This window comes from Vibrio sp. JC009 (assembly GCF_029016485.1).
Classification (GTDB): Bacteria; Pseudomonadota; Gammaproteobacteria; order Enterobacterales; family Vibrionaceae; genus Vibrio.
The window spans coordinates 3,076,547-3,090,867 of the sequence record NZ_CP092106.1 but is presented as its reverse complement, the minus strand read 5'-3'; the positions used below and the strand labels follow the sequence as shown (position 1 = coordinate 3,090,867).

17 protein-coding genes are annotated in these 14,321 nt (G+C 47.3%); 6 read left to right on the top strand and 11 right to left on the bottom strand.

Annotated features, from left to right (window positions below; all coding sequences use genetic code 11):
• Positions 1-59: 59 nt before the first annotated feature.
• Complete coding sequence (cpxA, locus tag L3Q72_RS13800; protein ID WP_275130493.1) at positions 60-1,469, bottom strand: envelope stress sensor histidine kinase CpxA; 1,410 nt, start codon at positions 1,467-1,469, stop codon at positions 60-62.
• Positions 1,469-2,152 carry a response regulator gene (locus L3Q72_RS13795; RefSeq protein WP_275130492.1) on the bottom strand — a complete coding sequence of 228 codons (684 nt, stop codon included), beginning with the start codon at positions 2,150-2,152 and terminating at the stop codon, positions 1,469-1,471. The genes cpxA and L3Q72_RS13795 overlap by 1 nt, the downstream gene beginning before the upstream one ends.
• A gap of 187 nt (positions 2,153-2,339) precedes the next feature.
• Here L3Q72_RS13795 and L3Q72_RS13790 point away from each other — a divergent pair, with 187 nt between their 5' ends.
• The 3 genes from L3Q72_RS13790 (at position 2,340) to pfkA (ending at position 5,106) form a co-directional block, all read left to right on the top strand.
• Positions 2,340-2,852, top strand: a complete 513-nt coding sequence (locus L3Q72_RS13790; RefSeq protein ID WP_275130491.1) for a CpxP family protein — start codon at positions 2,340-2,342, stop codon at positions 2,850-2,852.
• Positions 2,853-2,976: 124 nt separating this feature from the next.
• Complete coding sequence (gene fieF / locus L3Q72_RS13785; protein WP_275130490.1) at positions 2,977-3,885, top strand: CDF family cation-efflux transporter FieF; 909 nt, start codon at positions 2,977-2,979, stop codon at positions 3,883-3,885.
• A 258-nt stretch (positions 3,886-4,143) separates the two neighbouring features.
• Positions 4,144-5,106: a 6-phosphofructokinase gene (gene pfkA, locus L3Q72_RS13780; protein ID WP_275130489.1), complete on the top strand. Its 963-nt coding sequence runs from the start codon at positions 4,144-4,146 to the stop codon at positions 5,104-5,106.
• A gap of 239 nt (positions 5,107-5,345) precedes the next feature.
• Here the strand turns inward: pfkA and tpiA are convergent, their stop codons facing one another.
• Complete coding sequence (gene tpiA / locus L3Q72_RS13775; RefSeq protein ID WP_275130488.1) at positions 5,346-6,110, bottom strand: triose-phosphate isomerase; 765 nt, start codon at positions 6,108-6,110, stop codon at positions 5,346-5,348.
• Positions 6,111-6,340: 230 nt separating this feature from the next.
• Here tpiA and L3Q72_RS13770 point away from each other — a divergent pair, with 230 nt between their 5' ends.
• Both L3Q72_RS13770 and L3Q72_RS13765 read left to right on the top strand, forming a co-directional pair.
• Complete coding sequence (locus L3Q72_RS13770) at positions 6,341-6,700, top strand: 5-carboxymethyl-2-hydroxymuconate Delta-isomerase (RefSeq protein ID WP_275130487.1); 360 nt, start codon at positions 6,341-6,343, stop codon at positions 6,698-6,700.
• A gap of 3 nt (positions 6,701-6,703) precedes the next feature.
• Positions 6,704-7,123 (top strand): DUF805 domain-containing protein, encoded by a 420-nt coding sequence (locus L3Q72_RS13765; RefSeq protein WP_275130486.1) that lies wholly within the window; start codon positions 6,704-6,706, stop codon positions 7,121-7,123.
• 2 nt (positions 7,124-7,125) lie between these two features.
• Here L3Q72_RS13765 and L3Q72_RS13760 read toward each other — a convergent pair whose 3' ends face one another.
• From L3Q72_RS13760 to glpX, 3 genes are all read right to left on the bottom strand, one after another.
• Entirely contained in the window at positions 7,126-7,467 is a 342-nt protein-coding gene (locus L3Q72_RS13760) for a DUF3135 domain-containing protein (protein WP_275130485.1), read from the bottom strand.
• 74 nt (positions 7,468-7,541) lie between these two features.
• Positions 7,542-8,165, bottom strand: a complete 624-nt coding sequence (locus L3Q72_RS13755; RefSeq protein ID WP_275130484.1) for a metalloregulator ArsR/SmtB family transcription factor — start codon at positions 8,163-8,165, stop codon at positions 7,542-7,544.
• 162 nt (positions 8,166-8,327) lie between these two features.
• Entirely contained in the window at positions 8,328-9,335 is a 1,008-nt protein-coding gene (glpX, locus tag L3Q72_RS13750) for a class II fructose-bisphosphatase (protein WP_275130483.1), read from the bottom strand.
• 267 nt (positions 9,336-9,602) lie between these two features.
• On the opposite strand from glpX, the gene zapB reads away from it, so the two are divergent.
• Positions 9,603-9,845, top strand: coding sequence for a cell division protein ZapB (zapB, locus tag L3Q72_RS13745; RefSeq protein ID WP_275130482.1), 243 nt, complete (start codon positions 9,603-9,605; stop codon positions 9,843-9,845).
• Between the two features lie 201 nt (positions 9,846-10,046).
• On the opposite strand, the gene rraA is transcribed toward zapB, so the two are convergent.
• From rraA to L3Q72_RS13720, 5 genes are all read right to left on the bottom strand, one after another.
• Entirely contained in the window at positions 10,047-10,601 is a 555-nt protein-coding gene (rraA, locus tag L3Q72_RS13740) for a ribonuclease E activity regulator RraA (RefSeq protein ID WP_275130481.1), read from the bottom strand.
• 78 nt (positions 10,602-10,679) lie between these two features.
• A complete protein-coding gene (locus L3Q72_RS13735) occupies positions 10,680-11,597 on the bottom strand; it encodes a 1,4-dihydroxy-2-naphthoate polyprenyltransferase (protein ID WP_275130480.1) in 918 nt (305 codons plus the stop codon).
• Positions 11,598-11,709: 112 nt separating this feature from the next.
• On the bottom strand, positions 11,710-13,044 hold the full coding sequence (hslU, locus tag L3Q72_RS13730) for an HslU--HslV peptidase ATPase subunit (RefSeq protein WP_275130479.1): 1,335 nt from the start codon (positions 13,042-13,044) through the stop codon (positions 11,710-11,712).
• 18 nt (positions 13,045-13,062) lie between these two features.
• Positions 13,063-13,596 (bottom strand): ATP-dependent protease subunit HslV, encoded by a 534-nt coding sequence (gene hslV / locus L3Q72_RS13725; RefSeq protein WP_275130478.1) that lies wholly within the window; start codon positions 13,594-13,596, stop codon positions 13,063-13,065.
• 132 nt (positions 13,597-13,728) lie between these two features.
• Positions 13,729-14,286 (bottom strand): SPOR domain-containing protein, encoded by a 558-nt coding sequence (locus L3Q72_RS13720; protein ID WP_275130477.1) that lies wholly within the window; start codon positions 14,284-14,286, stop codon positions 13,729-13,731.
• Positions 14,287-14,321 lie beyond the last annotated feature (35 nt).

Genomic DNA, 14,321 nt, shown 5'->3' with positions numbered 1-14,321 from the left:
TAATAGATGAACGAAAAAGCGCGGAAAGGTATCTGACCTGACCGCGCTTTTTGTTGTTTTTACTGAGCCGGTAGCTGGATAAGTACCCGCAGGCCGCCCAGTTCGCTTCTGGATGCGGTTACGCTGCCATTGTGCTGGCGTACTGCGCTTTCGGTGATCGCAAGACCTAAGCCTGCACCTCCGGATTTCCGGTCGCGGGCGGTGGATACCCGGTAGAAAGGGCGGAAGATTTCCTGCAGTTCATGTTCGGGCACGCCTTCGCCGTTGTCTTCGACAGAGATATTCAGCATCTGCTCTTTTAGCTGGAAGTTAACCCGGATAGTGTCCTTTCCGTAGTGAACCGCATTGCGGATAATATTCTCCACGGCGCTCATCAGCAGGTTAGGGTTACCTGTGATCTTACAGTCGGGAATCGGGCTGTAGGTGAGCTCTTTTTCCACCTGCTCAGCTTCGAACTGTGCGTCCTTAACCAGATCATTCCAGAGGTCTGAAGCAGAACGTTCTTCACGGACCTGATGGCTGTTCACCTGCATACGTGAAAGCTCCAGCAGCTCTCCAATCATTTTTTCCAGACGTTCAGCTTCGGTATCAATGCGTTTTAGTTCATCGCTTTCACCCTGCTTCCGGGTCGCCAGGGCATTTGCCATGCGAAGCCGGGTGAGCGGAGATCTGAGTTCGTGGGAGATATCAGACAGCAGGCGCTGATTTCCGGAGATCATGCCATTCACCGCTAGCACCATCTGGTTAAAGGCGGCGCCTGCCTCACGAAACTCTGTGCTGCCTTTTTCCAGTGACGGATCCTGTTCAAACTCGCCGTTTGCAACGCGTCGGGCTGCTTGCTCCAGCCTTCTGGCTGGCTGGCTAAGCGCCCAGGCTAACCAGAGCAGCAATGGTGTACTGACCAGCATTACAGTGAGCAGCAGTTTTACCGGACTATCTAAAATCTGAATCAGGAAGGGGGCAGACAGTTCCTTTTTAGCTCCGATAAACAGCAGCACTTTCTGATTGGCAATGATCACTGGTTTGGGACCGGCAAACATAAACCTGCCGTATTGCCGCTGATGTGGCTTATCAAAGCTGTCAATTCCGGTGACAAAATTCTGGATAAACTTGGACTGCATACGGCCATAGTTGCCGAGCAGGTTTCCGTTAAGATCGGTTAAATAGATGCGTGGTTTATCGTCATCATCGTCATCTTTTTTATCCCAGTCTCTGCGGTTTTTGTTGTTGTCTTTATAACGGTTGTCGATCAGTTGCAGGGCATAGGACAGGCTGCTCATGTTTGAGAACCTGTCTTCAATACGTTCTGCTACCTCTTCAAGCAGCTCTATGTTCCCGCTTTGGGCTTCGTGAGTCTGCCTTGGATCCGACTGGGTGATACTGGTTACGGCCAGCAATACCAGAAACATGGTGAACCAGAATATGGCAAAAATCCGGCCATAGAGGTTAGAAACCTTAGGTATGCGCATTATCCCTCCTCAACCAGAAGATAGCCTCTTCCTCTGAGGGTTTTAATTCGTGGCTTTCCGTCACTTCTTTCCGGAAGTTTTTTTCTTAAGTTAGACACATGCATATCGATAGCACGGTCAAATGGAGCAAGACGTTTGCCGAGAACATCAAGACTCAGCGTTTCTTTTGTCAGGGTTTCTCCCGGATGCTGTATAAGATGAGCAAGCAGGGCGAACTCAGTTCCGGTTAGCTCAATAAGCTGTCCTGAGCAGTAGGCTTCCTGTTTGCCTGGAATGACTTTTATGTCCTGATACTGAATTGAGTCAGAAGATTTACTTTCATGCTTCTGAGTCCGGCGCAGAATGGCTTTCATACGGGCAAGCAGTTCCCGATCGCTGAATGGCTTTGGCAGATAATCGTCTGCGCCAAGTTCCAGGCCAATAACCCGGTCGCTCTCTTCTCCCTTAGCGGTAAGCATCAAAACCGGCGTTTCCCAGTTTTCACGCAGTTTTTTCAGCATATCCGTGCCACTCATTCTGGGCATCATAACGTCAAGCAGAATAAGATCGATCTCTTCTGAGACAGCGGCAAGGCCGGCTTCACCGTCATTGGCTTCGGTTACATTAAAACCTTCAAAGGTTAATACTTCTTTTAACAGGGAAGTCAGTTCTGTGTCGTCGTCGACAAGTAGTATATTGGCCATGCTGCTATATGCTCTTATTCTGAAGTCATAGAGTAAGTATCAACGATCTTACAGGGAAAATTAACCACTTCTTTCCTCTTTACGTATCTTTACGCTTTCTATACGTTGCTTTACTTAGCAGCCTCTATTCTATACTCAAGCGCTGTGAAGACAGCCTTTCCAAAATTATCTAGTAAGGGTTTATATTATGAAAACTGTTAAGAAAATCGTATTGGCTGCTGCTGTTCTTCCTCTGGCTCTAGGTACTGCAAGTGCTTACGCATTTGGCGGCAAGCAGGGTGGCGGTAAAGGTTTTAATGACTTCGGTGGTAAGTGTGGTGGTTTTGACAGAGGTGCTCTTCGTCAGTTAGACCTGACAGATGAGCAGGAAGACCAACTGAAAGCACTACGTGATGCAAAGCGTGAGCAAAGAAAAGCTGACCGTGGCACTCGTATGGCAGACCGTATGGCTGCAATGCAGGGCTTAAATACCGAGGTACAGGATCTGGTTCTGGCTGCTGATTTTGACGAAGAGCAGGCTAAGGCTCTTGCCGCTAAGATGGTAGAAAAACAGTCTGAGCGCCAGGTAGAAATGCTGAAAGCACGCCATGACATGATGAGCATTCTGACGGATGAGCAGAAGGCTGAGCTAAAAGAGATTCAGGCTGAGCGCATGCAGGAATGTACAGAGCGTATGAATGATCGTATGAACCGCAACTAATCAAATGCAATAGTCTTGCTACACTTGTGTTCCTAAAGCAGCCTTCGGGCTGCTTTATTTTTTGATACCCAAGTCACATATTCAAGGTTATAATCTGCGCAAATTAAATCTGAATGATTCTGTTATGAAAGATGAATACGCGCGTTTAGTCTCTTTAGCCGCGTGGCTTGCAACCGGGGTTGCATCAATACTGCTTATTTCAAAAGTCGGCGTCTGGTGGGTGACGGGTTCAGTCAGCTTGCTGGCATCGGTTATTGATTCTGTTCTGGATATCGGCGCTTCGGTGGTTAACCTGTTTGTTGTGCGTTATGCGCTTCAGCCAGCCGATGAAGAGCATACTTTTGGTCACGGAAAGGCCGAATCTCTGGCGGCGCTTGCCCAGACCATGTTTATCTCCGGCTCAGCCTGTTTCCTTATTTTAAGCGGTATCGACCGCTTCTTCAGACCTCATGAACTTGCTTCTCCTGAGTACGGTATTTATGTCAGCTTGTTCGCTATGGTGCTGACTTTCGGCCTTGTCCTGTTCCAGAAATATGTTGTGCGTAAAACGGGCAGCCAGGCGATTGCTGCGGATTCTCTGCATTATCAGACCGACCTGTATATGAACGTCGCGATTATGATTGCGCTTGGTTTGAGCTACTTTGGCGTGAAGCAGGCTGACCCTGTGTTCGCTATCGGTATTGGTCTGTTTATCCTGGTCAGCGCTTTTAAAATGATCAAAGAAGCGATTCAGTCTTTGCTGGACCGCCAGCTTCCGGAATCTGAGCTTGAAACCATCAGAACACATGTGGTCTCTGTGGAAGGCGTTCTGGGGGTACATCAGCTTCGTACCAGAAAATCCGGGCCTGTGCGCTTTATTCAGCTTCATCTGGAGCTCGATGATCATATTCCGCTGATAAAAGCACATAAGATCTCTGATGAAGTGGAAGATCTTTTGATGGAAATTTTCCCTCATTCGGATGTGCAGATACATCAGGATCCTGTATCTGTTGTCTATGGTACAGAGAAAGGACAGAAGGAATTAGGCTGGTAAGGGGAGTCTAAATCTGATAGAAATAGCTCCGTTTTGGCTGTTTCTTGTTCAAAGAGGCTATACTCAGGTTGATTCTGATATGAATCAACAAAGTTTTTGAGCAAAATTGTAATACTCTTACATAAGTAAAAAAATTTCAGTATTTCGTTCTGGCGCTCCTGGTTGATGAGCGAACAAAAGTATTACGGGATACATTCATATTTTCGCCAAATAAGGCAGTTAAATTTTTAATTTTGATTTATAAAATCGAGGGTGAGCATGATTAAGAAGATCGGTGTTTTGACAAGTGGCGGTGACGCACCTGGTATGAACGCAGCAATTCGTGGCGTAGTTCGTACTGCACTTTCTGCAGGTCTGGAGGTATACGGTGTTTATGACGGTTACCAAGGGCTATATGAAAACCGTATCGAGAAACTGGATCGTTCAAGCGTATCTGACGTAATTAACCGTGGCGGTACTTTCCTTGGCTCTGCGCGTTTCCCGGAGTTCAAAGAAGTTTCTATCCGTGAAAAAGCGATTGAAAACCTGAATGCGCACGGCATCGAAGCACTTGTTGTTATCGGTGGTGACGGTTCTTACATGGGTGCTAAGAAGCTGACTGAGATGGGTTACCCATGTGTTGGCCTACCGGGCACAATCGATAACGATATCGCGGGTACTGACTACACAATCGGTTACCTGACTGCACTTAACACAGTTATCGACAACATTGACCGTCTGCGTGACACTTCTTCTTCACACCAGCGTATCTCTATTGTTGAAATCATGGGCCGTCACTGTGGTGACCTGACTCTGATGTCTTCAATTGCTGGTGGTTGTGAGTACATCATTACTCCTGAAAAGTCATGGAGTAAGGAAGACCTGATCGACAGCCTGCTTGAAGGTCTGCAGAAGGGCAAGAAGCACGCTATCATCGCGCTGACAGAGCTGATGATGGATGCAAACGAGCTGGCTAAAGAGATCGAAGAAGCGACTGGCCGTGAAACCCGTGCAACTGTACTGGGTCACATCCAGCGTGGCGGCCGTCCGACTGCGTTCGACCGCGTACTTGCTTCCCGCATGGGTAACTACGCTGTACACCTGCTAATGGAAGGCCACGGCGGCCGCTGTGTAGGTATCCAGAAAGAAGAACTTGTACACCACGATATCATCGATGCAATTGAAAATATGCGTCGTCCGGTACGTGAAGATCTATATCAGGTTGCGGAAGAGTTGTTCTAAGTTTCGACGAAGCCGAAATAGTTAATAAAGACGATCGTGGGGGAGCCTGCGGTCGTTTTTTTGTTTTTGGCCCTGGGCCCTGGGAACGGACTTCGTCCTACAGGCCCTGGGAGTATAACCAACGATCTCCCAGGGCCCAGGGCCTAGCAGGGCGAAGCCCGACCCCAGGGCCCAAAAACTAAAAAAGGCCGACCAAAGCCGACCTTTCTTCAAAACTAAATTCTAGTAACGAACTAAAATTAAGCCTTAGCTTTAGCAGCCGCTTTAGCGATTGCTGCGAAGCCCTTAGCGTCCAGAGATGCACCGCCAACTAGAGCGCCGTCGATGTCTGGTTGTGCGAAGTAAGCTTCAGCGTTTTCTGGTTTAACAGAACCGCCGTACTGGATGATTACTTGCTCTGCTACTGCTGCGTCTTTCGCTGCGATTAGAGCACGGATAGAAGCGTGGATACGCTGTGCGTCTTCTGCAGTTGCTGCTTTACCAGTACCGATAGCCCAGATTGGTTCGTAAGCGATGATAGCGCCGTTCAGAGCTTCAACACCGTAAGCGTCGATAACTGCGTTGATTTGACGTGCACATACTGCTTCAGTTTCACCAGCTTCGTTCTGAGCTTCAGATTCACCGATACAGAATACAGGCTTAAGACCGTTTTCTTTTAGGAAAGCGAATTTCTTAGCAACGTACTCGTCTGATTCGTTGTGGTAGTCACGACGCTCAGAGTGGCCGATGATGATGTGAGAAGCACCGAAGTCTTTCAGCATTTCTGGAGACATGTCGCCAGTGAAAGCACCTTTGTTGTTTACGTCAGTGTTCTGAGCACCAAGGATGATGTCAGTACCTTCGATTAGACGCTCTGCAAGGTCAATGTACAGTGCAGGTGGAGCAATTGCCACGTCAACGCCAGTTACGCCAGCTAGCTCTGCTTTAAGTCCGTTTAGCAGCTCAGTAACCATTTCTTTGCTGCCGTTTAGTTTCCAGTTACCCATCACTACAGGTTGACGCATAGGGATATCTCCAAATGTATTTATGAAAAAAATTAACTTAATTGCGAAAGAATATAACAGATAAATGCGACCAGATCATGACGGTAATCATTTCTTTGGTTGATCTTTACGCTCATATGTACGGAATCGATTTACTGAAAGTGATCCAACAAACAGAATCATAGTCAATCTGTCGGATCTTGTCTCAAATCCGGTATGGTTGACCCCTCTTGTCTAATGTTGAGATAGCCATGCCAAATCTTGTACTAGAATATTCAAACTCGGTGGATGAGCGCGTTAATGTGCAGGGCCTGCTGGAAGACCTGCATGAGATTACTCTGGATTGCGGCTTATTCCAGGCTGAAGATGTTAAATCCAGGGCGCTTCGCTGCCATCACTGGCTGATTGGTCATACCGGAGACAGCGAGGATTTTATCCATATTACTTTCGAGCTGTTATCCGGCAGAACGGCGGAGCAAAAAAATACTCTGGCTGATGCTCTGATGGCTAAACTGAAGGAGCAGGCCGGCGCTGTGAAAAGCCTGAGTATTAACATCCGGGATATGGACAAAGAGACTTTCAAAAAAGTGATAAATGAATTAGGTGGATAAACAATGTCTTTAGCTGAATTACTTTTCTCGTTTAATGGCCGTATAGGGCGTCGTAAGTTCTGGCTGTGGAATGCGTCTTACTATCTGATTATTCTTGCGGTTGCGTCGATTGTCGGAAAACTGATGCCGGAGTTGGCGAAGTATGTGTTTACTGTGCTGCTGATTGTGTTGATTATTCCTGATCTGGCGGTAACGGCAAAACGCTGGCATGACAGAAATAAGTCTAACAAGTGGCTGCTGCTTAATATTCCTTTGATTCTGGGCCGGATGATGTTTCCTGCGGCTGGAGCGGTTGCAGAGGCGAGTCCGTTACAGGCCGGCATTTCATTATCGGCATTAGTCGCCGGCGCCTGGATTCTGGTCGAGTGTGGCTTTCTGAAGGGGGACCCAACCGACAATGACTACGGCCAACCCGACGTTTAACGCTACCCCGATGAACATTTAGAAGGGAAAGGTATCACGTCCGCGGACTGAGACTCATAGTCTTCGATATCTCCCTCAAGTACATCTTTGAATTTCCCTACCTGACTTGATAGCTCCCGCATCAGAACCACATTGGTATGGTGCGGGTTTTTGCAGCTTTTGATTACGCGGTTGATATGACTTTGCTGAGCTCTTAACCTGGGTTGCATCTCTTCAGAGGCGTAGGTGATAACTTCTTCACACATGTCCTGCCTGAACTGCTCAAAAGCGTCCGGGTGTTTTTCTGCAAGCTCTACCAGCTCGTCAAATGGCGGTAGTGGCTTGTCCAGTTCTGCATAGTTCATTATGTTTCTCCTCACCCTTTTTTAATAGGGCCTACTAAAAGTGTAGTCGCGGAAAAACGTTATTTACAAAGTTGTTAGTTGTGCAAAGGCTCTATTTTATAAGCGCAGCGCTGCTCACCATTAACAATATGTTCGGTTCTGGTGATGCTAACATCCTGACCTAAAAGAGAATGAAATACGTTTAGCTCCGACTGGCAGAGCCGTGGAGTATGCTGAGCTGCTTTACAAATCGGGCAGTGGTTTTCTATTAAAATGAACCCATTTTCCTCTTGTTTTAGCTCTATCATATAGCCGTCCTGTTCTCTGAGCATGGCCAGAGCAGAGACTTTTTCCTGTAGTGACTGGGATGGATTAAAGTGCTCAGCGTAGCGGGAAAGTGTTTTAGCTTCCCTGTCTGCAGCTACCTTTTCAAGGCCTTCTTCGCCAAACAGGTTTTCTACTGACTCGATGATCTGAACCGTTAAATCCGAATGCTTATCGGCAAACTGGGCGTGTCCTTTGCCTGTCAGTGACCAGTGTCTGGTTGGCCTGCCCACTTTGACTTTCAGATCGTAGAATTTGACCAGACCTTCATCTTCCAGCGACTGTAAGTGCTGCCTGGCTCCCATAGTTGTCATAGAGAGGTCTTCAGAGAGTTTTTTGGCTGTGATGGCGCCTTCGCGCTTTATTTTCTCAAGGATGATATCTATGGTTTTCACGGTTATGTTCTTATTCTGAGTCTTTTATTGATACTTCTTATTATGAAGCAAGTGGTTAATAAAGCAAATGCTTAACTAAGTTATTGAGAGGATTAAAAAACGCAGCCGGAGCTGCGCTTTAAAGCAATTAGCATTTATAACAAAATCAGCAGGAGAGGCATCTTACAGGATGATATCTCTTACTTCTCTGTCTTTACGATCAAGGTAGTGAGTTGACTTGATGCGGCGGATGGTACGGCAGCGGCCACGGATCAGCAGGGTTTCCGTTGTTGCGATATTGCCCTGGCGTGAAATACCATCCAGCAGATCACCTTTGGTGATACCGGTTGCAGAGAACACAACATTGTCGCTGCGAGCCATATCTTCCATTTTCAGAACCAGATTGGCTTCAACGCCCATCTCTTTACAACGTTCCAGCTCTTGTTCACCGTACTTGCGGTTTTCTTCTGTATCGCCTTTCACTTCGTGTCTCGGAAGAAGACGGCCATGCATATCACCGTCCAGTGCACGGATAACCGCAGCAGAAACAACGCCTTCAGGTGCACCACCGATGCAGTACATAACGTCAACTTCGCTGTCTGGCATACAGGTCAGGATCGATGCAGCAACGTCACCGTCCGGCACAGCAAATACGCGAACACCCATCGCCTGCATTTCTGCGATAACCTCGTCGTGACGTGGTTTAGCAAGGGTGATAACCACCAGGGTATCCAGAGTTTTATTTAGCGCCTTAGCGATGTTTTTCAGGTTCTCTGCAAGAGGAAGGTGCAGGTCAATACAGCCTTTTGCTCCAGGACCCACAACCAGCTTTTCCATGTACATATCAGGCGCTTTCAGGAAGCTGCCTTTTTCGCCTGCTGCAAGCACAGCCAGAGCATTTGCCTGACCCATTGCAGTCATGCGGGTGCCTTCGATTGGGTCAACCGCGATATCCACTGCATCACCGCCTTTACCAACGCTTTCGCCAATGTAAAGCATAGGTGCGTCGTCGATCTCGCCTTCGCCGATAACGATCTCTCCGCTGATCTCAGTTTTGTTCAGCAGGGTACGCATTACTTCAACAGCTGCGCCGTCTGCAGCGTTTTTGTCACCGCGGCCAAGCCATTTATAACCTGCCAGAGCAGCGCCTTCAGTCACTCGTGAAAAAGCCATCGCTAAATCGCGTTTCATGTAAACTCCAAATAAAAAATCGTCAACAGAGAAAAATCGGCGGGATTCTATCATACAAAATAGAAAACGTTTGCCTTTTTTCGCGTTGGTCTCTTGCAGACTTGGTTTCGCTGCAAAGTCAGGAAAACATCAAAATCTGATTTAAACTTGAGCATACGGGCATAATTGGTAAAGATAGGGAGTGCTATCCGCTCAGGCCTGAGTAGAATAAGAGATATTTACAAGGGTGCAACGCACCGCAGCAGAATTACAAAAAGGTAGGTTTAAATGTCGCTAGAAGTGCTAGAACAACTAGAAGCAAAAGTTCAGACTGCAGTTGATACTATTACTCTTCTTCAGATGGAACTGGATGAGTTAAAAGAGAAGAACGGACAACTGGAAGCGGAAGCAAACTCTCTGAAAGAAGGCCGCGAAGATCTGGAACGTCAGAACCAGCAGATGCGCGAAGAGCACGATGCATGGCAGGAGCGCATCCGCACGCTGCTGGGCAAAATGGAAAATGTTGAATAAGAGCTGTCAGCTATCAGCCGTCAGCTTTCAGGAGGGGAAGTTCTCAGGCTTTTATCTCGTGAGTGCATTCTAAGCAATAAAAAAGCTTGCCAACTTTTTTATATAAGTGGCAAGCTTTTTTGATAGCTGATAGCTGATAGCTGATAGCTGATAGCTGATAGCTGATAGCTGATAGCTGATAGCTGATAGCTGATAGCTGATTTACTTCTCTTCTTCCTCGATCTCTTCCAACGGATCTTCCGCGTAATCATCGTCGTCTTCTTCGATATCCAGCTTAGCATCTAATGGTTCCTGAGAAAGGATAATGCCTGTATTGTCAGCGTAGAGATAATCTTCAGGAAGGAAGGTGACACCACCAAAGTTTACCGGTACATCGATCTCGCCAATTTCTTGCGAAGCTGCACCAACAGGAATGGAAGCAAGAGCCTGAATACCCACGTTCATATCTTCAAGGTCGTCGACTTCGCGAACGCAGCCGTAAATAACAATGCCTTCCCACTCGTTTTCTTCTGCAAGTGCTGCCAGCTCTGCATCAATCAGGGCTTTTCTCAGTGAGCCACCACCATCAACTAACAGAACACGACCGTCTCCGTCTTCTTCCAGAATGGAGCGGATAAGTCCATTGTCCTCAAAACATTTGACTGTGGTGATTTGGCCGGCGAAAGAGGCGCTTCCACCAAAGTTACTGAACATAGGTTCGACAACATCAACCTGATCCAGGTAAATATCACATAGTGCAGAAGTATTGTATTCCATATGAACCGTCTTCTATTAGCTGGTTAACTCTTATTCGAGTATATCCGGTCATTAAGTCATTGCAATGACAAGGCGCAATTATCTCACCATAGTTTGAGCTACAACCACCAGCGAAAATAGAATGTTAGTAATTACTGCGCATTTTACCATTACCGGCATCATAGGTGCGATTTGCGCCGGGCGATCTGTGGCCAGTATGGCTTTGCCATGGTTTCTTAATAACAGGGCCGAAATAAGGAACGGAATAATCAGCCAGGTGTTGCTGAGCTGGGTCAGCAGGTAGGCTGAGAACGCGATAAAGGCAGTCCATAGAAGGATTTGGTGGTAGTACTTGGCATTTTTTTCACCAAGCCTTACCGGAACCGTGTACTTACCACATTCGCGGTCATTATCGATATCGCGCATATTGTTGATATTAAGTACGCCAACGGCCAGCAGGCCGCAGCCAAGAGCCGGTGTCAGCAGAGAAAGGTTAATGCTGCCGGTTTGCAGGTAGTAAGAGCCACCCACACCAAGCAGGCCGTAAAACAGAAGTACTGCCACATCGCCTAAGCCCACATAGCCATAGGCTTTACCGCCAACGGTATAAGCGATAGCGCTGACAATCGCCAGCAGGCCCAGGCCGATAAAGATAAGAATATTGGTCAGGCTGTCGAGAGAGTAGAAGATCAGGGCAAGGCCTGAAGCGATGGCCAGAATAACGTTAGCAATAATGGCTTTTTTCATATCACTTCTGGATATGATGCCTTTTTGCATACCACGGATATCGCCAAGACGGTTTTCGTTGTCTGTGCCTTTTTCTGCATCGCCATAGTCGTTTGCCAGGTTCGACAGAAACTGCAGCAACATGGTTGTCAGCAGGGCTAAAAATGTAGTGACTGCGGAAAATTGTCCATCGGCGTGCGCCAGGCTGCTTCCACAGATAATGGATACAAAAGCCAGAGGGAGAGTCTTTGGTCTCGCGGCATCAAGCCAGAAGGAAACTAACTTATTCATTAACTAGATACACCTGAAAATAGTGTATGCAAGTATATCAAGAGTGGAGGGAATAAAAAGCCCACCAAAAGGGGTAGGCGGGCTTTTTGTCTTTTGTGATACGGATTAACCTTTAAAGGATAAATCTGCTTAGGTCTTCATCTTCCACAAGCTCACCAAGGTGGGCTTTGACGTAATCCGCATTAATGGTAAGAGTGCTGCCTGATTTTTCTGTTGCATCAAAGGAAATTTCATCCATCAGACGCTCTAAAACGGTATGCAGACGACGAGCACCAATGTTCTCTGTGGTTTCGTTCACGCGCCATGCAGCCTCTGCAATCTGAGCAATACCATCTTCGGTAAACTCGACAGAAACGTTTTCTGTATCCATCAGAGCAATGTACTGCTCAGTCAGAGAAGCTCTTGGCTCCGTCAGGATGCGTTTAAAGTCATCAACAGACAGGGCTTCAAGTTCTACGCGAATTGGCAGACGGCCCTGAAGTTCCGGGATCAGATCCGATGGTTTCGCTACCTGGAATGCACCGGAGGTGATAAACAGAATGTGGTCAGTTTTCACCATGCCATGCTTAGTTGAAACCGTGCTTCCTTCGATCAGTGGCAGCAAGTCACGCTGAACACCCTCACGGGATACGTCCGGGCCTGAAACTTCACCGCGTTTACAGATCTTATCGATCTCATCAATAAATACGATGCCGTGGTTTTCCACGTTTTCGATGGCATTCTCTTTCAGCTCTTCCTGATTCACCAGCTTAGCCGCTTCTTCCTCAGTCAGTGCCTTGAATGCATCTTTGATCTTCATCTTGCGGTTTTTCTTGGTATTACCGGCAAGATTCTGGAACATGCCCTGCAGCTGGTTGGTCATCTCTTCCATGCCCGGAGGAGCCATGATTTCAACGCCCATTTGAGGTGCAGCTACGTCGATTTCGATCTCTTTATCGTCCAGTTTGCCTTCGCGCAGTTTCTTACGGAAGATCTGACGGGTGTTTGAGTTATCTTCGCCCTGATCTTCTTTCTGACCCCAAGCGTCGCGTGCAGGTGGCAGTAGCGCGTCCAGAATGCGGTCTTCAGCCAGTTCTTCGGCGCGGAATTTTACTTTTTCCATCGCCTGCTGGCCGGTCATTTTCACCGCTACATCGGTAAGGTCGCGGATAATGGTTTCCACTTCTTTACCCACATAACCCACTTCGGTGAACTTGGTGGCTTCAACTTTGATAAATGGCGCGTTTGCCAGCCTTGCAAGGCGGCGTGCGATTTCTGTTTTACCGACACCGGTTGGACCGATCATCAGAATGTTCTTTGGTGTGACTTCTGCGCGCAGGTCTTCTTCCAGCTGCATCCGGCGCCAGCGGTTACGAAGAGCGATGGCAACTGAACGTTTTGCTTTATCCTGACCGATAATGTGACGATTTAGTTCGTGAACGATTTCACGAGGTGTCATTTCCGACATGTGTTCTTCCCCAATTCTTTATTCAGCTGCGATTTCAAGTTCTTCAACAGTGTGGTGATGGTTGGTAAATACGCAGATATCACCGGCAATCTTCAGTGATTTTTCCGCGATTTCACGGGCATCCAGATCAGTGTTTTCCAGCAGAGCAGTTGCGGCTGCCTGGGCAAAGTTGCCACCTGAACCAATCGCGATTAAATCATTTTCCGGCTGAACCACATCACCGTTACCTGTGATGACCAGTGATGCCGTTTCATCAGCAACGGCAAGAATCGCTTCCAGTCTTCTTAGGGCGCGGTCACTGCGCCAGTCTTTTGCAAGCTCAACAGCGGCTTTAGTTAAATGGCCCTGATGCATTTGCAGTTTTGCCTCAAAGCGCTCGAATAGTGTAAAAGCATCTGCTGTGCCACCTGCGAAACCTGCAAGCACTTTATTGTTGTACAGGCGGCGAACCTTTTTGGCATTGCCTTTCATTACTGTGTTGCCCAGGGAAACCTGACCGTCACCGGCTATAACAACTTTGTTGTCCCGACGTACAGATACAATGGTAGTCACGAGATAGACCTCTTTATTTTACTTGTGTATTGCAAAGTATATGAGGATATTTAGAACTGAATTCAAGGATCAAAAAAGCGAGATTTCTTCTATCTCGCTTTTTTGTATGTCTATTTTGCTCTTTGCTGTGCGCTATTGAGCTTCTTTCCAGATTGCGCAAGGCTCAATCTTGGCTCTTTGCAGCTTATGCTTATCCTTCTCAGCATCCCGCTTCAGCGCATATGGTCCAAGTACAACCCGGTACCAGTTGCTGCCTTCTTTCTTGCGGATCTTGCTGCTGATCCCCTGGAATGCGATATCCACTTTACGGCTTTCTGCCTGCTTAAGTGTTTTATAAGCACCGCACTGCATGATGTAAGGGATCTTAGAAACCACCTGCTCTTTAGCCTGGACTTCAATTTCCTTTTTCGGCAGTGATTCCACATACTCCCACTCCTCTTCAGGAGGCGGAGGCAGGGGCTTGTTATTTTTCGCTTTGCTTTGGGTAGTTGCCTTGCTGCTTAATGCCGGAGCTTTAATGGTTTTTGGTGGCTCCGGGTCAGAACTCAGAAAATAGAGGCCATAACCAAACCCTCCAACAAGGAGTACCGCTAAAATTGTTGCTAACCAGGGGAATCTTGGTGAAGCATATTTACGGGTAGGGCTTTTCTTTCTGCCCTGACCGCGTTTTACATAATCTCTGTTTGCCACGTCTTTATTTCTAAACAGTTACCAGCTAAAAGGAT

What these genes read in the sequence shown, in the direction of transcription:
- hslU (WP_275130479.1), bottom strand. Translation starts at nt 13,044, where the DNA reads ATGTCGGAAATGACACCTCGTGAAATCGTTCACGAACTAAATCGTCAC.
- L3Q72_RS13770 (WP_275130487.1), top strand. Translation starts at nt 6,341, where the DNA reads ATGCCAAATCTTGTACTAGAATATTCAAACTCGGTGGATGAGCGCGTT.
- L3Q72_RS13795 (WP_275130492.1), bottom strand. Translation starts at nt 2,152, where the DNA reads ATGGCCAATATACTACTTGTCGACGACGACACAGAACTGACTTCCCTG.
- L3Q72_RS13790 (WP_275130491.1), top strand. Translation starts at nt 2,340, where the DNA reads ATGAAAACTGTTAAGAAAATCGTATTGGCTGCTGCTGTTCTTCCTCTG.
- glpX (WP_275130483.1), bottom strand. Translation starts at nt 9,335, where the DNA reads ATGAAACGCGATTTAGCGATGGCTTTTTCACGAGTGACTGAAGGCGCT.
- rraA (WP_275130481.1), bottom strand. Translation starts at nt 10,601, where the DNA reads ATGGAATACAATACTTCTGCACTATGTGATATTTACCTGGATCAGGTT.
- L3Q72_RS13765 (WP_275130486.1), top strand. Translation starts at nt 6,704, where the DNA reads ATGTCTTTAGCTGAATTACTTTTCTCGTTTAATGGCCGTATAGGGCGT.
- fieF (WP_275130490.1), top strand. Translation starts at nt 2,977, where the DNA reads ATGAAAGATGAATACGCGCGTTTAGTCTCTTTAGCCGCGTGGCTTGCA.
- zapB (WP_275130482.1), top strand. Translation starts at nt 9,603, where the DNA reads ATGTCGCTAGAAGTGCTAGAACAACTAGAAGCAAAAGTTCAGACTGCA.
- L3Q72_RS13735 (WP_275130480.1), bottom strand. Translation starts at nt 11,597, where the DNA reads ATGAATAAGTTAGTTTCCTTCTGGCTTGATGCCGCGAGACCAAAGACT.
- tpiA (WP_275130488.1), bottom strand. Translation starts at nt 6,110, where the DNA reads ATGCGTCAACCTGTAGTGATGGGTAACTGGAAACTAAACGGCAGCAAA.
- L3Q72_RS13760 (WP_275130485.1), bottom strand. Translation starts at nt 7,467, where the DNA reads ATGAACTATGCAGAACTGGACAAGCCACTACCGCCATTTGACGAGCTG.
- cpxA (WP_275130493.1), bottom strand. Translation starts at nt 1,469, where the DNA reads ATGCGCATACCTAAGGTTTCTAACCTCTATGGCCGGATTTTTGCCATA.
- pfkA (WP_275130489.1), top strand. Translation starts at nt 4,144, where the DNA reads ATGATTAAGAAGATCGGTGTTTTGACAAGTGGCGGTGACGCACCTGGT.